The organism is Paenibacillus amylolyticus (genome assembly GCF_047302515.1).
Lineage (GTDB): Bacteria > Bacillota > Bacilli > Paenibacillales > Paenibacillaceae > Paenibacillus > Paenibacillus amylolyticus_G.
Map to the genome: position 1 here is coordinate 2441611 of NZ_CP168019.1, position 20338 is coordinate 2461948.

At 45.4% G+C, this 20338-nt stretch carries 16 protein-coding genes and 1 pseudogene; 4 read left to right on the top strand and 13 right to left on the bottom strand.

What is annotated here, in order from left to right; translation table 11 throughout:
- Window positions 1-13: 13 nt before the first annotated feature.
- Together ACDJ59_RS10455 and ACDJ59_RS10460 are read left to right on the top strand one after the other, a co-directional pair.
- Window positions 14-2035, top strand: a complete 2022-nt coding sequence (locus ACDJ59_RS10455; protein ID WP_413408766.1) for an ATP-dependent DNA helicase — start codon at window positions 14-16, stop codon at window positions 2033-2035.
- A 146-nt stretch (window positions 2036-2181) separates the two neighbouring features.
- Complete coding sequence (locus tag ACDJ59_RS10460; protein ID WP_047843041.1) at window positions 2182-2709, top strand: DinB family protein; 528 nt, start codon at window positions 2182-2184, stop codon at window positions 2707-2709.
- Between the two features lie 78 nt (window positions 2710-2787).
- On the opposite strand, the gene ACDJ59_RS10465 is transcribed toward ACDJ59_RS10460, so the two are convergent.
- The 5 genes from ACDJ59_RS10465 to ACDJ59_RS10485 form a co-directional block, all read right to left on the bottom strand.
- On the bottom strand, window positions 2788-3729 hold the full coding sequence (locus ACDJ59_RS10465; RefSeq protein WP_413408767.1) for a family 43 glycosylhydrolase: 942 nt from the start codon (window positions 3727-3729) through the stop codon (window positions 2788-2790).
- 30 nt (window positions 3730-3759) lie between these two features.
- Window positions 3760-5475, bottom strand: coding sequence for a discoidin domain-containing protein (locus tag ACDJ59_RS10470; RefSeq protein WP_413408769.1), 1716 nt, complete (start codon window positions 5473-5475; stop codon window positions 3760-3762).
- Window positions 5476-5546: 71 nt separating this feature from the next.
- Complete coding sequence (locus ACDJ59_RS10475) at window positions 5547-7232, bottom strand: hypothetical protein (protein ID WP_413408770.1); 1686 nt, start codon at window positions 7230-7232, stop codon at window positions 5547-5549.
- 161 nt (window positions 7233-7393) lie between these two features.
- The gene (locus ACDJ59_RS10480) at window positions 7394-8263 is read right to left on the bottom strand and encodes a carbohydrate ABC transporter permease (RefSeq protein ID WP_413408771.1); all 870 of its coding nucleotides are present in this window, start codon (window positions 8261-8263) and stop codon (window positions 7394-7396) included.
- 18 nt (window positions 8264-8281) lie between these two features.
- Window positions 8282-9166, bottom strand: coding sequence for an ABC transporter permease (locus ACDJ59_RS10485; RefSeq protein ID WP_026081071.1), 885 nt, complete (start codon window positions 9164-9166; stop codon window positions 8282-8284).
- 317 nt (window positions 9167-9483) lie between these two features.
- Here ACDJ59_RS10485 and ACDJ59_RS10490 point away from each other — a divergent pair, with 317 nt between their 5' ends.
- Window positions 9484-11193, top strand: a complete 1710-nt coding sequence (locus ACDJ59_RS10490) for a sensor histidine kinase (protein WP_413408772.1) — start codon at window positions 9484-9486, stop codon at window positions 11191-11193.
- Window positions 11193-12542: a response regulator transcription factor gene (locus ACDJ59_RS10495; protein ID WP_413408773.1), complete on the top strand. Its 1350-nt coding sequence runs from the start codon at window positions 11193-11195 to the stop codon at window positions 12540-12542. The genes ACDJ59_RS10490 and ACDJ59_RS10495 overlap by 1 nt, the downstream gene beginning before the upstream one ends.
- A 119-nt stretch (window positions 12543-12661) precedes the next feature.
- Here ACDJ59_RS10495 and ACDJ59_RS10500 read toward each other — a convergent pair whose 3' ends face one another.
- From ACDJ59_RS10500 to ACDJ59_RS10535, 8 genes and pseudogenes are all read right to left on the bottom strand, one after another.
- A complete protein-coding gene (locus ACDJ59_RS10500) occupies window positions 12662-14008 on the bottom strand; it encodes an LLM class flavin-dependent oxidoreductase (protein WP_413408774.1) in 1347 nt (448 codons plus the stop codon).
- A gap of 35 nt (window positions 14009-14043) precedes the next feature.
- Window positions 14044-14799, bottom strand: a complete 756-nt coding sequence (locus ACDJ59_RS10505; RefSeq protein WP_413408776.1) for an ABC transporter permease — start codon at window positions 14797-14799, stop codon at window positions 14044-14046.
- Between the two features lie 84 nt (window positions 14800-14883).
- Window positions 14884-15678, bottom strand: coding sequence for an ABC transporter permease (locus tag ACDJ59_RS10510; protein WP_413408778.1), 795 nt, complete (start codon window positions 15676-15678; stop codon window positions 14884-14886).
- A gap of 15 nt (window positions 15679-15693) precedes the next feature.
- Complete coding sequence (locus ACDJ59_RS10515) at window positions 15694-16725, bottom strand: aliphatic sulfonate ABC transporter substrate-binding protein (protein WP_413408779.1); 1032 nt, start codon at window positions 16723-16725, stop codon at window positions 15694-15696.
- A 46-nt stretch (window positions 16726-16771) separates the two neighbouring features.
- The gene (locus ACDJ59_RS10520) at window positions 16772-17539 is read right to left on the bottom strand and encodes an ABC transporter ATP-binding protein (protein ID WP_413408781.1); all 768 of its coding nucleotides are present in this window, start codon (window positions 17537-17539) and stop codon (window positions 16772-16774) included.
- 188 nt (window positions 17540-17727) lie between these two features.
- The gene (locus ACDJ59_RS10525; RefSeq protein ID WP_413408782.1) at window positions 17728-18348 is read right to left on the bottom strand and encodes a TetR/AcrR family transcriptional regulator; all 621 of its coding nucleotides are present in this window, start codon (window positions 18346-18348) and stop codon (window positions 17728-17730) included.
- Between the two features lie 210 nt (window positions 18349-18558).
- Window positions 18559-18852, bottom strand: coding sequence for an ABC transporter substrate-binding protein (locus ACDJ59_RS10530; protein WP_413408783.1), 294 nt, complete (start codon window positions 18850-18852; stop codon window positions 18559-18561).
- A gap of 164 nt (window positions 18853-19016) precedes the next feature.
- A pseudogene (locus ACDJ59_RS10535) lies at window positions 19017-20125 on the bottom strand (LLM class flavin-dependent oxidoreductase).
- Window positions 20126-20338 lie beyond the last annotated feature (213 nt).

Sequence of the window (20338 nt, forward strand, 5' to 3'; positions counted from 1 at the left end):
AGAGGCGATCGTTATGAATTGGTTAAATGAACTTTATAAAATGAATAAACAGGAACCGGACAAGGAAATCGAACGTTCTTTGGTTAACGCCATCTTCCGAATATATGACCGGTTCCCCCGAATTGGCCTTAGAGAGCGAATTGGACAGCAAGAAATGTCTCTCGATATCGCCGATGCTTATATCCATGGGCATAATGCCATGATTGAAGCTGGTGTCGGAATCGGTAAGTCTTTTGCGTACCTGATCCCAAGTCTGCTCACGAATCAAATGTCCCAGAAACCAGTCATTATAGCTACATCCTCCATTCAGCTCTCGGAACAGATACATAAAGATTTAAGAATCATTGGTAGTCGGTTGGGATTCTCAACGGTTCGCTCCGTGGTGGGGAAAGGCATGGGTCAGTACGCCTGTCGAAGTAGAGCAGCGGAATGGATCAATCTTGATGATGCAAACTCCTCCGTATCTACCCTCGCACAGCGCATATTAGATTATGAAATTGATGAAAGAGCCGATATTAAAGCTGGAGTTAGTGATGCCGAATGGTCCCACGTTTCCGTGAATGATTGCAAATTTGAACGTTGTCATCACAAAAATGCATGTTTGTTTTACGATATGAGAGCGAAATTGAATGCAAAAGCTCACGAGATTGATTTTATTATCGTGAACCAGGACTTGCTCATACGAGATTTGATGAAGAAAAAAGAAGGAACCAAGAGCATCATCTCGGAACAGCCTGCTCTGATCGTCATTGATGAAGCGCATAATCTGGAAGCAAAAGTTCGGGATGCCAGAACACTTGAGTTCACTTATCGGGGAATCTGCCGCATTCTGGATAACGCGGTGCAGCTTCTAACGAAGCAGTCCGGGGATAAAAGTCTCTTCTCACAATCCAAGTTCATCAAAAACTGCGCTGAGCGCATCTTCAAACAGGTAAACGCGGATCTGCTCCACCATGCCAAGCAGGATAACGACCGAATCAAAGTGTCGGAAATCAAAGGAATACCGTTAAACCAAGTCTTAAACGATTTAAAAGATCTCAGTCTGCGCCTTTCCATTTTGACCTCACGCCACGAGCGGGAAATCGATGACGCTTTTGAAGCCATCAACGGGCTTATTACCCTTATTAATGTCTTATCTGAAATTGAGGACAACTATCTTTTATGGGCAAGCAGCCCCCTTAGAGTAACCACAATCAGCATCTGTCCCAAAGATATAAGCCAATTTCTGAAATACGCTTTATTTAATGGTAAGGTACCTGTAATCCTAACATCAGCAACACTGTGCCAAGGCGGGGATACGCTGGAGGAACAATATTCTTATATGACGCACTCCCTTGGTTATAAGGGAGATTTCTTAGAGCGCCAACCCTCCCCTTTTGACTACACCAACCATGCCACGATGTACATTTCGAACAAAATTCCATATTACCAACATGACCAGCGCGAAATCTATCTTGAAGCAGCTTATAAGGAATTGGTTCAACTCTGTAATCTAACTCAAGGAAGAACAATCGTCCTTTTTTCAGCAAAAGAGGACATGAAGTACATTCACAAAAAGTTGATCTCAAGGGCTAATGAATACACATGGGCAGTCCATGTTCAGAAAGAGGGTTCATCACAGGACAGTGTCATCGCCGAATTCAGGAAAAGCAAAGGTGTACTGCTGGGTACCGGTGTATTCTGGGAAGGTGTGAATATCGAGGGGTCTGACCTGTCACAGGTCATTATTTTCCGGCTGCCCTTCCCTGTTCCATCGGATCCTGTTTATGAATATAAGTCATCTGTAACGGAGAATCCGTTCATGGAGGTGTTTGTACCGGACATGCTTCTTCGGTTGCGGCAAGGAACGGGTCGTTTGATTCGTAGTGAAACGGACCTCGGCATACTCAGCATACTTGACTCCCGTCTCAGCGAAGCGGCTAAAAAGAGTTATCGGGGACAGGTGCTGGACACGTTGCCGTTCAAAAAAGTGACGGAGGATTTTGCGGTTTTAGAGAAGTTTGTCCAAACTAAGGGGATACGACGAACGGATTAGAAGTGGTATAACCAAACGCTATAAGACTGCTCCATTTACATGAAGCAGCCCTTCCACCTATCAAGCGGAAGGGCCCATTTCAATGCTGGAAGTAAGATTTATGCTACAATATATTCCAGATCTATGATCACAAAGGAGGCATTACCATGGTTGAAAGACCAACTACAGAGGAATATGCAGCTTATTATGAAGGGTACATCCAGCTTGTTCCTGAAGGGAACATCATCGAACGCTTAGAGCTGCAAGCCAACATCATACCAACTTTGCTCTCTTCATTGACAGAGGAGCAAGCAAATTATCGTTACGCCGAAGGCAAATGGAGCGTGAAAGAGGTCATCGGTCACCTTTTGGATAACGAACGCATCATGAGCAGCCGATTGCTTCGCATCGCCAGAGGTGACCAAGCGAATCATCCCGGCTACGATCAGGACGTGCTTATGCAGACCCACCCTTTCAATGCGTATACCCTGGCTGATTTGAGCGAAGAATATGCCGTCACACGCCGCTCAACCATTCTTATGCTTCGTCGCCTCACCCCGGAAGCATGGCTCTGTAGAGGGATCGTCAGTGATAACACTGCTTCAGCTCGATCGATTGCATTTGTTATGGCTGGACATGAGCTCCACCATTGTTCAGTACTTCGCGATCGTTATTCGTTGGATTTGAAATTATAAAATTCATTCAAAAAGACTTTGAACCTGCATTCGCTGTAGGAACAAAGTCTTTTCTCATCAGTCGTTTTATCATTCAAATTATCGTTCAAAATGAATCAGATGTGCGTCCTCTCGCAAAGATAATGTGGAATAATCATTTAGAATCGGAATGTCCCCATTGAATTCAATCGGCAGTACCACATAGCTGGATTGAAAGTAATCCGATCCGTTCCAGCGATCTGCAAAATATAAGTACTCCTCCGCTGATCGCTTCAGCACAAACGCTGGTTGCGTTTGATACGTCGTTTCATCGCCAAAATCGCTTAGCATCCCCCATGGACCATCCATCGTATTAGCCATCGCGTATTTCCCTTGATTGGGAGCCCAACCCGTGCAAAATGAGGTCACCATATAATACTTCCCTTTTCGTTTGAAGACAGCTGGCGCCTCCCGATATTCGCCCTGCCAGAGCTTTCCGACAAGACTTTCTACATTAAGATAATCTTTCTGCAGACGATAGATGTGCAGGTCCGCATTGTCTCTGGCAGCCGAAATAAAATAAGCCGTCCCGTCATCGTCCTGAAAGAGCGTACAGTCACGCGACATATACCCGTACGGATTAAAGCTGCCATGATACACGAAATGACTATCCGGAGAATCCGATGTGGCAATGGAGCATGCGGCATCGTTGTAATTATTACCATTCTCATAGTGAACCCAGAGGACGAACTTCTTTGTCACCGTGTTGAAAAGAACTTTAGGCCGTTCGAGATTTACTTTTCCACCTTTATCGTTCACTAATGCCAGATTTGTCCGAACTCGAATGGGTGCAGCTGGCGTAGAGGTGGTCAAGATATGGTTCCGAAACTCCCAGTTGAATAGATCTTTGGAACGGTAACAACTAACATATATATCGTCCCTCCGATCTTCGCCATACCAGTAATAATAGTCGTCATGGAATAACATATGTCCACCATGGGCATGGATCGGCTGACCGCTTGAATCATTCCAGATGCCACCATTGGTTAATTGATTATTCACACCGTTACCTCTCTTCTGTTAAGAACATCGTTAATTGGTGTCCGATCCAAATACCTTCACTTCCCATAGTCTTGGCGTGTACCAATTGTTTGGATTGTTATGAAGTGCCGCATTTTGCATATTAATTCGTACATACCTGGCAGCAGTGCTCGATAGAGTATCTGAGGTGAAACCGTAAGATGTGTTGTTGGTTCGATCCAATGCCACGGTCCAGTTTACATTATCCGTACTGGTCTCGATTTTGTATTTGTAATAACCTTCGGAGCCTTTTTGCATCCACCAGGAGATTTGCACATTATTCAACTGTTGAACAGAGCCGAGATCGACCTTCCACCAATGTGGCCAAGAACTGCCTGTACCGACCCATTCGGTTTGGTAGTTGCCATCATTAGCATAACTTGCCGGATTTGTTCCAGTAGCCGTTTGGGCTGTTGCTGGTTTACCTTGGGACAGCAGTTTTCCATTTTGAACGGGAACGACAACATCATCGCTTGTGTTATAAAGGACTTGATCAAAATAATCATAAAATGCGTAACCATCAGAGAACCAAACGGGAAGCAGTCGTTCCTCTGTTGTTCCATTTTGCGTACCTGCCCAGCCAAACATCCAGCGATACGCAACCATAACCACGTTGTTACCCATATCTGGCTTCACCCGCATGACGGAACCCGACTGCGCCGAGAAGGTTGACGTGTTGCCAATCGTCCGCAATTCAGACCAATCTCCGTCTATACTTGTTGCTGATGAATACAGGGGGATACTCGGGTACCAACCTGCCGCTTGGGAAGAGAACAAATAATAAATGCCATCTTTTTTGATCATCTTGGGCAGTTCCCTGTGTTGACTTTGATAAATAACAGAAACTTGATGATCCACATCCAACCAATCGGAGGTTAACTTATATAAGATGGTGTCCGAATTATTATTGGCCGTAGAGATCAGATACGCCGAATCATCATCATCTTTGAAAATGGAGATATCCCGGGATTGGTTCCCTTCCGGCCGAAAGCTTTTGTGAAATGTAAAGTCTTCTCCAGGTGTGGCTGAAGCCACCGATACCCTCGCAAGTGTGTAGTCTGTACTGTTCTCATAGTGAGCCCAAAAAACAAATTTGTTCGTGGGTGCATGGTAGAGGATATTGATCCCCTCAAATTTTGAATTCGCCAGATCGGGATGATCCGTGTAGGACAGGACCACTTTGTCGTTACCGTATGTGATGTCATCCGTTGATGTCTGTTGAATCATTTCGCCAAAACCGCCTGATGACTTTTGCACGAAATTAAATCTGTAGTAGGTGTCTCCAACTTTAAGTTCATTCGGGAGCATAAGCGTTGATTGCGTTGTGTTATCAAAAGTTGTGAGGTCCTCTGGAAGGCTGTAAGGGGTATATTCTGGCGAGACAGCGGAGGTTAACAAGGAAGTTCCGCCATATGCCTTCACTTGATACTTGTATGTGTTACCTATATTGAGTTCATAATCATCCGTCGTTGTACCTGTTAAGGTCTGTAATAACGTATAAGGCGCATTGTTCTCTGATCTGTATAACTCGTATACAGTCGCTTCCTGGACAGGTGCCCAATGGATTTTGGCATTGGATACTTCGGATTCATTCTTCAGCACAAACAGTGTTGCAGCAATATGAGTCTCTTCACCAGCAGCGTGAACGGTTTGAGCTGAGGACGTTAAATGAACTATTAACAACATCAATGCAATGACGATAGCCATCCACGATTTACCTTTGATCATGTCTCATCATCTCCTTTTTTAGAAGACCAACCTTCCTGTTGTAGGAAGGCTGATCCAGGTGAAACTTGACTTTATTTCAAATTCATCAGTGTCATTACATCCGTCTCACTGGCTTGGTTGTACCATTCGTTAACTTCTTCGATCACGGTGTCTCCGCCTTTTTCATGCCACTGTTTCACAAAGGTATCAAATGCTTCAAGCGGCTCATTGCCATATATGATTTTGGTGAACGTCTCTTGTTCCATGGTGGTCAACTGTTCCCACACATTTTGCATCGTTGGCGTTGGTGGACCGTTAAACTCATTTGGCAGTAAAACATCTCTGTTTTCATACGAAATCCGGTATCCGTCCTGCGTCGTTTGATCCTTCGAGGCGCTCTGAATGAGGACACCCGTATCGGCTTTAACTCCATTCGCCAGATCGTAGTAGGATTGACCGGGGCCATCAACACTCGGTGTATTTTTGGTAAATGCCATTTTCCCAACGCCTTGCACGGCCTCTAATGGCGTATTAAATTTCGTTGGATCAAAAGTGACTTTATCGTTAACGATATCGTAATCGTATCCTTGAGCGTAGCCGTATTTGAACTCCCCTGTGCTGAACGCTGCGTCGTACATTTTATCGTAGTACAGGAAGAAGGCTTCCATGTTCTGAAAATCCTTGTTAAACATGAATACACCATCGTTCAACTGGGCGGATTGGTAGGTCTTATCACCGTTCACACCTTGAATGGTCGGGTAAGCACTAATTTTCGCACCATCCACATTTTTCTCCACATCTTTCACACTGTCGTACAGCCAAGGACGACCAATGATGATACCAGCTTTCCCCTCCGTAAAATCGGATAATGCATCCCATGCCCCTTGGGTGGCCAATTCTTTGTTCAAGTACCCTTTTGCATACCAATCGCGTAACTTGGCCAATGCCTCTTTGTTGCCAGGAGCCACAGTTCCATAGGTGAGTTTGCCATTGTCGTTATGCCATTGCCTTGGAAGGTGCTTGCCCGTGAATGCGCTGAATATCATGACTGGATCGCTGACCCAGCCCGTATTGTAGGAATCTTTACCTGAAAAAGTAAAGCCGTATGTGTCTTTCTTGCCGTTCCCATCTGGGTCCTCATTAGTGAACGCCGCGATGACTTGTTCAAACTCATCAATCGTTGTTGGCGCTTTCAATTTTAACCTGTCTAACCAGTCCTGGCGGATCAACATGACTTCGCCTTCCGTCAAATTCGGCGCAATCGCCATCCCGTAGACCTTGCCCTCCCTAACCACTGGATTGAAGGTGGTTGGGTATTGTTTGTATATTTCTTTTATCCGGTCAGGCATGTAGGTTGAGATGTCTTCTGTAATCTCCTTGACTTGCCCCGACTCAATCAGATCATTGACCAGCATGGTGTCATAGACGGGCAGAACGTCGGGTAGTTTCTCGGAACCCGTTAACGCCAGCCGCAGCTTGGTATTATATTGTGAAGCATCACCTCCCAGCAGGGTGGTTTGGATTTTGATACCCAGGTTTTGTTCGCCCCAGCGAGTCAATACATTGTCATTTAACGTCTCACCATTGATGTACTTCCCAGCATTTTCATCTTGTTGTTTGGCGATGGTGATCGTAAACGGTGGATCATATTTTCCGTCCTTAAGCACCGATGCCGGTGCGGTCTCGGAAGCACTCTCCCCTTTGTTACAGCCAGCCACAAGAGCAGCCGACAGCATAACCATACTTACCATTTTCCATAAATCAGTTCTTTTCTTCATGGAAACATGCCCCCTTCACTCATACTCAATTTGTTTTCTATATAAGTTCAACTAATTGCATATTTACACTGGTACTCCGATGACAGAACAACCTTCCGATCGCTGTTATCGTGTAAATTTTAGTTGAACTTATATAGCGATCCAATTTTTCGTAATCCTAATTATTCTTTTACAGCTCCTAGTACGATCCCCTTCACGAAATAACGTTGTAAAAAAGGATAGACCAAAATGATTGGTAGCGTGCTGACAAAAATTTGGGCTGCTTTGATGCTTTGCTCCGACATGGCTGCCACCTCAGACTGGCTCATCGCCATATTTTGCATATTGCTCTGCACGACAACCGTCTGTAAGAAAGAAGCCAGCGGATACTTACTCGCATCCGACATGTACAAAATCCCGTCAAACCAGGAGTTCCAGTGCCCTACCATAATGAACAAGGATACGGTCGCGATGCCAGGCAGAGATAATGGTAAATAGATTTTGCTGAGAATTACGAAAAAGGACGCTCCATCAATAAATGCTGCTTCTTCCAAGGCTTTGGGAATCGTTTTGAAAAAATTGACGAGAAGAATCAAATTATAAGCACCGAATGCTCCCGGGAGCACAAGGGCCCAGATCGTATCCTTTAATCCAAGGGCTGTGATCAATATGTAAGAAGGTATCAATCCCCCCGAGAAGAGCATGGTAAAGATAAAAAACCACATGAGCACGTTGCGGCCCCGAAATTCTTTGGACAGGGCATATCCTGCACAGGTAAGGATGAACATGCTGATGGTCGTACCCAAAACGGTTCGAGTGATGGATGTCAGCATGGCACCGTTAAAATTGGAATTGTTGAACGTTTTTATATAGGCGTCCACATTGAATCCGACCGGCCAAAATGACACCATGTTACCGCTAATGGCCGCTTTGCTGCTGAGCGATTGCGCGAGCAGATGAAGCAGTGGTAGAAAACACGCCAGACCTGCCAGTATCATGAATGCGTAATTAAAATAGGAGAATACTTTATAGCCTGTCGTCTTATGGTACATGATCCCTCTCCCTCCTTGTTAGAATATTTTGTAATTGGCATATTTATAGGCCAACCTGTAGGATACGACAATCAAGATCAGGCTGATCCCTGATTTAAACAGTCCTACAGCGGTTCCGAAGCCATATTGCCCGTTTAACAAGGATGAACGGTAGACATAGGTGTCAATGATATCTCCCGTACTGTAGACAAGCGGATTGTACAGATTGAAGACCTGATCAAAGCCCGCGTCCAGAATATTGCCGAGACTCAGCGTAGAAATGACGATAATCATAGGCAACATGCTAGGCAAGGTGACGTATCGAATTTGCTGCCGACGTGTGGCACCATCAATCTCGGCCGCTTCGTAATAAGAAGGATTAATTCCCGCAATGGTCGCCAGATAAACAATCATGCCAAAGCCAAAGCTCTTCCACACATCGCTGATCACAACCGTGAATCGAAACAGATCAGGATCACCCAAGAAGTAAATGGGATCGTTCCCGAAAATCTGGGTCAAGATGTGATTGATCCCTCCATCTAATCCGAGAATGTCAATCATCAACCCCGCGACCGTAACCCAGGATAAGAAATGTGGCAGATACACCAGTGTTTGAACACTTTTCTTAATGCCCATATTTCGGATCTCGCTCAGCAGAATAGCCATGACGATTGGAACGATAATACCAACGATAATTTTAGAAACGGCGATAATTAACGTATTAACAATCGCTTGTGTGGCTTCTTTGTACTGGAAAATTCGTTCGAAATTATCTAACCCGATCCACCGTGAACCTGTGATGCCCAGCCATGGTTTGTAGTCCTGAAATGCCATGAGCAAACCTACCATCGGGCCATAAGAAAAGATGCAGACAAACACAAATGCGGGAATACACAGTACGTACAAAGGCCAGCTTTTCTTAATTTCCTTTTTGAATGAAGTCCGCTGGGAAAGCTTTGTTTTTGTTTTTTTCGCGGATCTGGCGGGCACAATCTCGTTAATGTTGCATACCTCCTCTATGATGGCTTTTCGAAAGCGACCCTTGAAGATAAGCTTAACAAAAGCGCTTTCACTCCAAAATGCCAAAATTTCAAGATCATCACCCCACCCTGAAGCACTTTAAAACCGCTTTCATTTATCGCCGTTGCTGCCCTTCCGCTTTTCGAAGGTTTGGCTTATATTAAAGTTAATCCGATCTGGAGTTTAAACTTCTGCGTTTGGCGATATGAAAGGAAACATATATGATCAGAAAAATGTATATGAAGCGATTCATCTATTTCTTTGTTTTTTTTCTGCTGCTGACGTTAAGTTTGTTTTTCGTGATGAACCGATTAAGCTCCAAGACACTTGAAGAAAATCTGATTGGCGCTTCCAAAAACCAGCTTGATTATGTGAAAGGCATTCTGGACGGGATTATATACGAGGCTAACATGTACGGAGTTCAATATGCGGCAGACAGTGATGTCCGATTTTATCAGAGGCATGTTATCGAGCTGAGCAATTACGATTCCCAAATGAAGAAAAACGATATTGTTGATCGCCTGCGGCAAACGCTCCTCTCCAGTCGATCGATTGAATCGATCGGCATTTACTGGAAGTCTGAAGAAACGTTTCTGTCCACCAACAGTACGCTGGAAGCGAGACTTCCGTTCAAGGATGTTCATCAACGGGGATGGCAAATCGTCGGCAATAGCTTGTATTACTTTGCCCTCTACCCTTACATCCAAAAATCCGGACAAAATGAACCGACTCAGTACGTCGTTGGTGTAAAGCTGAATACCGATTATTTGAAAAATCTGCTGAAAAAGGCTGTGAATAACGACAGCTCAAACGCTTTTTTTTGGTTTAATTCCCATCAGTTATGGAGTGAGAAAGAAGTCGACAACGATCTATTGAAAGCGGTTACTGAAATGATTTCTCCACAGCCGGAGATCACTTTAAAATATGATTATCACACCAAGTCGGACGACTATTATGTTCTTTCCCGATATATTGAATCAATCGACGCCTACCTGATTACATATACACAGACGAATGATTTTCTGCAACCGATTGACCGCAACCGCAAAGTTTTTTTTGCCAGCATTTTAGCCGTTTTCACGCTTGGTCTGGTTGTGATCTTTACGTTTTACCGGAACTATTACCGTAATATTCGTTTGTTGGAGCGGAAGTTTTCACAGGTCGAACAAGGCAATCACAATACACGTATTACCGAAAATACGGATAGAGAGTTCTACAGCCTGTTCAGAAGTTTTAATCACATGGTTACTGAGATCCAGGATTTGTTTGTATCCTTGAAGACTGAAACGGAACTAAGACGAAGTGCGGAACTTCAACAACTCCAAGCTCAGATCAATCCTCATTTTTTGTACAACAGTTTATTTTTCATTATGTCGGTGGCTCAGTTTTCACCTGATTCTGTCATGCGCATGAGCAAACATCTAGCTGAATATTATCGTTATTTAACCAAATTGGACCGGCATGAAGTCACGCTGGAAAGTGAGCTTCAGTTTGCGGAACATTTCCTGATAATTATGGCTCTAAGCAAAAAAATGGAGTACAGCATTGATCTGCCGTCGGAATTGTCCTCCCTTCCCCTCATGCCGCTAATCATCCAGCCAGTGGTTGAAAATGCGATTCAACATGGAATTGAAGGACAACAAGGTGCCCATCGGGTGACGATTGAAGTAAAACAGACGGAGGCTGCAATAACGATCAAGGTATCCGATGACGGCAAAGGTCTTTCGCTGGATGATATCCGTAGTCTGGAGGCTCGGCTTGAGAGTGATACCCCGCCTGAAGGAATTAAAGGCGTAGGGCTCTGGAATGTAAATCAACGTCTGAAAAATACGTACGGCGAACGTAGCGGGTTACATTTTACTACTAATGATTGGGGCGGCTTGTCCGTCCTGCTGCTCATCAGCATTCCCGTGGTGAAAGGAGATAACTAATGCGATTATTAATTGTGGATGACGGACATTATGTCGTTGAGTATATGAAGCACTTGCTCGATTGGAACACCTTTGGCATTGATCAGATCGAGACGATGACCAATTCGATTGAAGCCCGAGAGTTGTTGACTCAAAACCACATCGATATTCTGATTACTGACATCCGAATGCCTGAGGTTTCTGGTATTGATCTGCTTCAACATATCCACCAACATAACTTGCCAACCAAAGTGATCATCCTTTCCGGCTACTCTGAGTTCGAATACGCGCAACAAGGAATTCGTTTAGGAGCGCTGGACTACTTGCTCAAACCTGTCGACAAAGATGATGTGGAGAAAGCCATGTCCAAAGCCATCAACAATATTACAAAGACACGGCCCGCTCAATCTGTTGCATGGGAGAACTTCGATGGATTGGAGTATCTGCTTTCACTTCTTGGTCATAACGAGACATTAAGGAAGCAATATGATGTTTATACTGAATTTTTAGGGCGTCGTCGTATGTGCTGCTTCAAGCTGGACGGTTTCACACAGGAACATGAGGACGTTATAAAACATGCTGTCGGAGACAAATTGGATCGTCTCGTGTGGGCTGCGGGAACGGGACTGTTCGGTCTTGTTCCGGAAGAAGCTGCTGGGGAACTGACCATCAAACTGGAGCAATCGGTCGCGTCTCCTCCCTTTTCATTGACCGACCGAAATGTGACCCGACAGATGTTCTACCGATTCTTTCTTAATGAGGACGTACACTCAGAAGACTTCAATGGCATATTCAACCATTCTCCGTCATGCGGTGATTGGGAGTCGGCGGGAAATATCATTAAAAAATATGAACACATCCATCTCCATAAACAAAAAATAATCTTTCTCATGGAGACCATTCTATATGTATATCTGACGGATAAGGATCGCGATCCCTCTGAAACCGTAGATTGGATATTCAACCAGTTACGGTATCCTGATGAACTATCCTCAACTCTCATGGATCGGGTCAGTCGGATCAGAAACAACAAACAGATGTCCATTCAAACCATCGTTGACAAAGTACAAACGTATATCGAAGACCATCTGTCACATGGCCTTAGCCTGGATGAACTGGGGAAAGTTGCACATCTCCATCCCGTCTACTTTTCCAAACTATTTAAACAGGAGACGGGCGAAAATGTGTCAAACTACATTTCCAGGAAAAGGTTGGAGAAGGCTTCTCAATTGCTTCAAGATTCGGAACTCCGTGTAGCCGATATAGCGCAGATGGTTGGTTACCGAAAAAATCAATATTTTATCCAGTTGTTCAAAGTCGAATACGGAGTTACGCCCTACCAGTACCGGAGAAATATGATCCATCAATAGTGCTGTAAAACTAAACGACCGTTCCCCGGTAGAATACCGTAAAACGGCCTCAGCCTAAATCTATTGGTTTTACAGTTTAGCTAATAGAGCGAATTCGATGATTGGTTCTTCGTAACGGATTAACCGTGAACCTGCTGTTTATGGCTTACTACAACAGTAGGTTCTGAAAGTCCCAGATGCTCTCGCAGCGTTGTCCCCTCATACTCCCCGCGGAAGAGCCCACGTCGCTGAAGCTCTGGAACGACGTGCTCGACGAAGTCATCAAGATCTCCAGGCAGAACCGGCGGCATGATGTTAAAGCCATCGCAGCCGTATCCATTAAACCATTCTTCCATGAGATCGGTAAGCTGCTCAGGCGTTCCTACGAATTGCATATGACCACGGGCACCGAGAAGCCTCCGTCCGAGTTCGGCAATGGATAATTGCTCGTCACGTGCAAGGTCCATAATGAGTTGCACGCGACTCTTCATTCCGTTGCTTGCTTCGACCGGATCTGAGATGTCTGGTAATGGACCGTCCACAGGATACCCGCTGAGGTCTGTTTGAAGCATGCCGGACAGCATCATTACCGCTTCCTGCGGATCGATGAGGTCGAGCAGCTCCCGTTCCTTGCGTCGGGCCTCCTCTACAGTTGAACCGAGGATCGGCGACAAACCCGGCATGATGAGCAAGCTGCCACGTTCACGTCCCATTGCCAGAAGTTTCTCATTCACCGTGCGATAGAAATCTTGCGCAGCAGCGAGTGACGTCTGTGCTGTAAAGATCACTTCGCCGACTTTCGCGGCGAAATCCTGACCTGGATCTGAGGAACCGGCCTGAATAAGGACGGGGTAACCTTGCGGTGGACGAGGGACGTTCAAGAGCCCTTGTGTGGAATACCATTTCCCTTTATAGTCAGCGACACGCAGCTTGGATTCATCGACGAACGTGCCTGATGCCCGATTCATGACGAGTGAATCCTGTGGCCAGCTATCCCATAATGCTGCAACGACGTCAACGAATTCCTGCGCCATCTCGTAACGTGTTCCATGTTCAGGATGCTTATCTCGACCGAAGTTTCGAGCTTCCGTGTCAACTTGCGACGTGACGATATTCCATCCGGTCCGTCCTCCGCTTATGTGGTCGAGTGTAGCTAAACGGCGCGCGGCATTGAATGGCTCGTTATAGGTCGTCGAGAGAGTTGCTGTCAACCCAATTTTATCCGTTACCATGGATAGTGCAGAGAGCAGCGACACCGGGTCCAGCATGCCTGCTGCGGCGCGACTTGGGTAGATCAAGTGCAGTAAGTCAGCAAAAAAAATCATATCAAACTTACCTTTCTCAGCTGTCTGGGCAATCCGCTTATACCATTCGATATCAAACATCTTCTCAACCCCTGAGTCTGGATGCCGCCATCCGGCATGATGATGTCCGGTGAAATATATAAATGCACCAAGATGAAGCTGGCCCTGTCGTTTTTTTGTCATATCCGTTCCTCCGCTTTCATTCTAAATATCTATCTTCAGCCTTTATATGTGTTATTCCATCGCAGTAATCTTCTTTCCACCAGTCTGACTGCCGAATCCGACAGTTTGCCAACCAAAGCAAACATAATTATGCCCACGAAGACGACATCCGTCTGTGCATATACACGTGCGTCTTGTATCATATAGCCGACTCCTGCGCTTGCGCCCATCATCTCTGCCACGGCAAGCAATAGCCAGGAGGCACCCACAGATAACCGAATACCAAGTAGAATGTTTGGCAACGCCGAGGGAATAATTAGCCTGGTTAACAGTCGGAACTTAGAATATTGCAAGATTCGGGTAACCTCATACAGCTTTCTGTCCGCACTCCGGACCCCCAAATGTGTATGGAAATAGAGCGGGAAAAATGACCCTAGTGCAATGAGCAGCACTTTGGATAATTCCCCTACTCCGAACCAAAGAATGAACAGTGGAATAACCGCAAGCAACGGAACCGTCCGCAGCATCTGTATCGTCGGATCAAGCGTTTGTTCGACCCATTTGCCTAGACCAGTAAACACACCGAGCAGCAATCCTGTTACGGCTCCAAGTAAGAATCCACCAATCGCCCGAATGGTGCTGGCTGTGAGATGCTGCGTCATATCGCCGTTTACGCACAGTTGCCAGAATGTTCGAGCAATGCGTGATGGAGCTGGCAGTGCCGAGTCAGACAACAGTCCAAGAGCAGAGCCTGCCTCCCATAAAGCTAATATAATAACGGGCAACACCCAGCCATACAGCCAATTTGGCATTCTCCGCTGGCGCCCCCTTCTTATTGCCCTCTGCTTCTCATTAGCCTTGGAGTTTAATATAATATCGTTCGTACTCATAATCTGTTATCCATCTCCCTCTATGGAATCCTGCCAACGCAGCAACTTCTTCTCTGCCAGCTTAACCAGTGAATCGGTCACTTTGCCAACAATCGCAAAGACAATTATGCCGACGAAGATGACAGACGTTAGTGAGAAGGATCGTGCGTCATTGATGATATATCCGATCCCGGAACTTGAACCCATCATCTCCGCGACAACCAGGCCAAGCCAACTTACCGCAATCGAGAGCCGAACGCCTAAAAACAGGGAAGGAAGTGAGGCAGGAATAATCAGTTTGGTAATGGTCTGAAGTTTCGTGAATTGCAATACGCTTGCTACATCGAACAACTGGCGATCCACCGAACGAACGCCCAAAAAGGCATTTACATATAAAGGGAAGAATGCCCCCTTAGCGATGAGTACAATCTTTGAAGTTTCGCCAAAGCCAAACCACAGAATGAACAATGGCGCAACAGCCAAGTGAGGCAATGTCCGAAGTAGCTGAAGTGACGGATCGAGCAGCCGTTCCGCTTTTAACGAAAACCCGACCCATAATCCTGCGGCTAATCCCAGACCGCCGCCCAACAAGAACCCGAGTGCTGCTCTCCCCGTCGAGATGCGCAAATTCGTCAGCAGTTCTCCTGAAGAGATCATCCGTCCAAATTCAGCCACGATGTCCTTCGGAGGAGGAACTAACACCGGATTTACCCACCCATTCGAGGATACAATCTGCCAAATGATTAATATCGCCGCCGGTACTGACATCCCGATCAGGAGATGAATAGTCCGAAAAACAAGCTTGTTTCCCGATATTTGCATAACCGCACCTCTACTTTATTTAAGAGCTTCTTCAATGTACTGGTTGTCGAACACATCAGCCACGTTGATTTCCTTGCGAATTGTACCTAATTCAAATTGAAAGTTAGCGGTGTTCTGCTGATTGGCAATCGTTTCGTCACTCACCGGAATATTGATCATTGCCGCCCGCGATTGAATACCCTTCACCAGGTCAATAGGAATGTTGCGTTCGTCGGCATAGCGCTGGAACGCTTTCTCTTGATTATTTGCTTCCCACTGACGTGCTTGCTCGAATGTCTTTAGATAAAGCGTAACCAGCTCAGGATAATCATTCGCAAAATCCGAACGAACCAATTGGAAGGATGGAGACAGTACGCCTTCACTTTCCCCATCAGCCAGCACTTTTCCCTTGCCACTTAATGTATTCAGGGTAATGTAAGGATCCCAGACGGCCCAGGCATCCACTTTTCCGCTTTCGAAGGAAGGCTGCGTTTCATCAGGTTGTAATTGAATTTCTTGAATATCGGAGTTATCTAGACCATCTTTTTGGAGTACTTGATATAGGAAGTTATAGGCGTTGCTCCCCTTTGTGACAGCTACCTTTTTGCCTTTGAGATCCGCGATGCTTTTGATCGGGCTGTCGTTCGGCACAATGATCGCTACATTGTTCTTGCCATCAAGTAGCTGTGAGATAATTTTGAAGTCAATGCCAGCTGCTTGTGCAGAGATTGGGGGCATGTTGCCCATGCCAGCAAAGTCCAAATGATTAGAGGCCATCGCTTCGATCATTGGAGGACCGCTCTGGAATTCCAACCACTCCACTTTTACCCCCAACTCTCCGAATGCATCCTCAAACCACTTCTGTTCTTGCGCTTTGCCGAACAAGCCGCCTTTGCCCTGCACACCAATCTTCACCGTGACATCATCATAGGATGCATTCGGATTCGAACTACCTTCTACCGGCTTGGCATCCTCGCCATTGCCAGCATTGTTGTTTGCATTGCCGCATCCCGCTACAACGAGTATCAAAACAAGTATGACTGCGATCAAATTATATTTTTTAACCATATATTCGTATCCCCTTTATGAACGTAAATTCGTTTATGCGTATAATTTAAATGCCGGCACCCTTATCAATTAGGGGAGAATGTTCCACTTTTTCGAACTCGCCTAACACGCGGGAGCGAAGCTCCTGAAAGGACCCTCCACTGCGCTTACGCGGGTAGGGGAGATCTACAGGAATTACATTGCGAATATGACCGGGGCGAGGGTTCATAATGACGACTTTCTCTCCAAGAAATACCGCTTCGTCCAAGTCATGCGTAACAAACAACATGGTCGTCCGGCTGTTCTGCCAGATGTCTAGCAGCGCCTCTTGCATGTGTGTGCGAGTGAAGGCATCGAGTGCTCCAAAAGGCTCGTCGAGCAGCAGTATCTCCGGTTTACGCAACAATGCTCTTGCAATGGCCACGCGTTGAGCCATTCCTCCAGATAACTCCTTCGGATATGCTTTCTCGAATCCTTTCAGACGAACTAGCTCAATCAGCTCTTGGACTTGATGGCGAACCTGAGCATTGCCAAGCGAGAGATTGGCTGCGATATTCTTCTCGACCGTCATCCAGGGGAACAAACGTGGCTCTTGAAAAATAAACCCTTTATCAACACTCGGTCCCGTAATTGCCTTTCCGTTCAGTTCCAATGTTCCTTCATAGGTCGTGTCTAACCCGGCCACGATCTTGAGCAATGTACTTTTGCCGCATCCGCTTGGTCCGATAAAAGTAATAAATTGTCCCGGCTCAACTTGCAACCGTATATTACTTAGCGCCACAATCGGCCCGGTAGGAGAAGCGAACGTTTTGTTCAACCGCTCAATAATCAGCATAGGGTGTTACCTCCAATTAAAATTAATTTTTCGGATCTATTTACTTGGTTTTATAGTTATAAAAAAAGCCTTCTGCTTGTATATCTTTCTCCATGAACGATCTCTGGTTGTCCAGTCGAACTCTCGTTCACAAACCGAGCGATCACTCGGTTTGTTGGGGAAATTGTAGCAGTGGCCTGTATCTGTTGTCAATCATTTCTTTTGGAGTTATGTAGAGACACAGCAAATAAAGAGACAATCGAACGCGCCTGCGCACGGATCGGCACTTCAGCGCCTGGCATTTTCTGTAGCGTCAGTCCTTGAATTAAACTTACAAAATAATAGGCAAGCTCCAAGGGAACACCACTGACGATGAGTCCTTCCTTTTGCCCCTGTTCCATTATGTTCGCGACAGGACCAAGGTTATTCGTGAAACGTTCCGTAACTTCCCGCCTAATCTCTTCGGAGGAAGTTTCCGAAAGTCGGGCTGTGTGGATAAGGATCGTGTAAGCCCAATTGTTTTCCAACGCAAGCCACGACTCAGATAGGAGTAAAAGCTTATTCAGAGCATCGCCTGATTGCTCAGCGAGTTGGGAGACATGTTCTCCGTAACTGGTCTGGCCTCTTCTCAGAATTTCGCTGATAATCTCATCTTTGGACTTGAAGTAGTGATACATGTTCCCAATGCTCATGCCTGCTGCCACTGCGATGTGGTTGATGCTTACTGAACCGATTCCTTTAAGAGCAATGATCTCAAGCGCGGTATCAAGGATGTGGTTGATTCTTTTTTCCCGTTGTTGCAAGTCCTTCTCTATGTTTCTAGGTGACATTAACGTGGCATCCCCTTTCTGAATTTCATTATAGCATAGCCGTTTTCAAGGCTTGATGAACTAAGAAACATGTTACCTGAGTTCCTTGCAAGGATGGCAAGTCAACCTAATGGGACTAACTACCTCGGCATAGGAAAATACAATGTTAACACAAAACAAAAAGCCGCTATAATAGCGACTTTGATTGGTACTTGGATTTTGTGTACGTATCTATTGTTCAGCCAATTTAACATATTCTGAAGCCAAACGGCCAGCCAGGATACTTGCGCTATTCAGGGAATTATCAAAGATAACAAGATGGTTGTTTTTGACCGCTTCCAGTGAATTCCATACCTTTGAAGATTGCTTATCCTTGACTGCTGCCTCTGCGACGTCAATACGATGCTGGATAATAATATAATCGGGATTCATGCTGGAAAGCCTCTCTAACGTAAGCGATTCTCCTCCCTCAGGATATCCCTCTGGTGCCAATAATCCAAAACCTGCAGTTTGATTGTAGTACATCGTGTTTTTAGATCCTTGCGCATTAAAATTGGATTTTCCGTCAACCCGCAACAAGGCAAATGTCTTATTTTCAAGCGTACTTAACTGCTCTTTCTCTGTTCATATGGCTCCCCATCCGATAAGTTATCAATTATTTTGTGTACCAATGTTTCATTAATAATCTATTAAATCCCTAGGTGATCTCGCAAAGTAGCTCCCTCGTATTCGCTTCGGAACATTCCTCGTTCAACCAACTTTGGAATCAGCTGTTCAAAGAATATCTCCATCGATTTTTCTGAACCGCCTGGCAACGCTATGAATCCATCAATCGCGCCAGCCTCAACCCGCTCGATAATATCATTTAATACAGTCTCGACGGTCCCCACAGATACCCAATGGGCTGATCCAACAACCTCCGGTCGATCCAGGATTTCTTTCACTGTAGGCTGATATTTTGTAATAAAGCTACGTAGTAACTCTGCATGTGTACGGCTGCGGACAGCCTGACTTGGATTGGCAAGCATTTCAGCAGTTACGCGTTGATCCAGAGGGTAACCTGTTAGATCAAGACCCATTACCGATTGGAGTGAGGCATGTCTGCGTTCAATATTTAAGTGCGAGTGCGCAGCCTTATGCAGTTCAAGCGCTTCTTCATGCGTATCGCCCAGGAAAAAATACAGACCCGGCAAAACTTTGATGGCATTTGGATCACGCCCATGTTCTACTGCATGGCAGTCACTTTATCCTTATCTGAGAACAGGCCTGACTTGCGGTCAATGACAATGGCTTCATTCGGGAAACTCTCCCAAAGTTTGCATACGATATCCGTTAACTCCATTGCCTTTGCATATCTCTCTTCCGGTGATGGCATAGGTGAATTGCCGAAATTATCGGCCCCTTCAATAGAAGTGACAATATTCCAGCCTGCACGTCCATTGCTTAGCCAGTGTAAAGACTGAAGTTGTCTGGCAACAACATACGGTGGATTGAACGTGGTCGAGATCGTCGTAACCAGTCCGATCCGGTTCGTTTCACGAGCGATTGCTGCAAAGAACAGCGTAGGATCCGGGCTACCAAAGTTGGAGGAATCGCTTAACATTTGCGGGCTAATATACAGATAATCCGCTCTGAAAAGAAAATCAAGTTTGAATTTCTCCGCTATTTTTGCCCAATGAATATAGTAGTCAATGGTTCCTATTTGCTCCACTCCGCTATCCGGGTGCCGCCAGCCGTCACCTTTATTCCATGTTGCATTTAAGAATAATCCAATATATAATTCTTGATTTGAAGTCATTTCTACCAACCTTTCATTTCATTGATTTGCTCCTAAAAGACCTGCGGTCCAACTTTAGGTTTATCTAATTAATAATGATTCTCATTATCAGAAATAAAGTTTAGCAAGGATTCAACGAAATTTGAATACATAAGTTACTAATTGGATATGCATAATTATCTAATCGCTCATCGGAACAAGCGCTTGCCCACGACCCCTGGGATAGGAACTTGT

What these genes read in the sequence shown, in the direction of transcription:
- ACDJ59_RS10470 (WP_413408769.1), bottom strand. Translation starts at nt 5,475, where the DNA reads ATGATCAAAGGTAAATCGTGGATGGCTATCGTCATTGCATTGATGTTG.
- ACDJ59_RS10525 (WP_413408782.1), bottom strand. Translation starts at nt 18,348, where the DNA reads ATGTCACCTAGAAACATAGAGAAGGACTTGCAACAACGGGAAAAAAGA.
- ACDJ59_RS10480 (WP_413408771.1), bottom strand. Translation starts at nt 8,263, where the DNA reads ATGTACCATAAGACGACAGGCTATAAAGTATTCTCCTATTTTAATTAC.
- ACDJ59_RS10455 (WP_413408766.1), top strand. Translation starts at nt 14, where the DNA reads ATGAATTGGTTAAATGAACTTTATAAAATGAATAAACAGGAACCGGAC.
- ACDJ59_RS10495 (WP_413408773.1), top strand. Translation starts at nt 11,193, where the DNA reads ATGCGATTATTAATTGTGGATGACGGACATTATGTCGTTGAGTATATG.
- ACDJ59_RS10460 (WP_047843041.1), top strand. Translation starts at nt 2,182, where the DNA reads ATGGTTGAAAGACCAACTACAGAGGAATATGCAGCTTATTATGAAGGG.
- ACDJ59_RS10520 (WP_413408781.1), bottom strand. Translation starts at nt 17,539, where the DNA reads ATGCTGATTATTGAGCGGTTGAACAAAACGTTCGCTTCTCCTACCGGG.
- ACDJ59_RS10510 (WP_413408778.1), bottom strand. Translation starts at nt 15,678, where the DNA reads ATGCAAATATCGGGAAACAAGCTTGTTTTTCGGACTATTCATCTCCTG.
- ACDJ59_RS10500 (WP_413408774.1), bottom strand. Translation starts at nt 14,008, where the DNA reads ATGACAAAAAAACGACAGGGCCAGCTTCATCTTGGTGCATTTATATAT.
- ACDJ59_RS10530 (WP_413408783.1), bottom strand. Translation starts at nt 18,852, where the DNA reads ATGTACTACAATCAAACTGCAGGTTTTGGATTATTGGCACCAGAGGGA.
- ACDJ59_RS10490 (WP_413408772.1), top strand. Translation starts at nt 9,484, where the DNA reads ATGATCAGAAAAATGTATATGAAGCGATTCATCTATTTCTTTGTTTTT.
- ACDJ59_RS10475 (WP_413408770.1), bottom strand. Translation starts at nt 7,232, where the DNA reads ATGAAGAAAAGAACTGATTTATGGAAAATGGTAAGTATGGTTATGCTG.
- ACDJ59_RS10515 (WP_413408779.1), bottom strand. Translation starts at nt 16,725, where the DNA reads ATGGTTAAAAAATATAATTTGATCGCAGTCATACTTGTTTTGATACTC.
- ACDJ59_RS10505 (WP_413408776.1), bottom strand. Translation starts at nt 14,799, where the DNA reads ATGCCAAATTGGCTGTATGGCTGGGTGTTGCCCGTTATTATATTAGCT.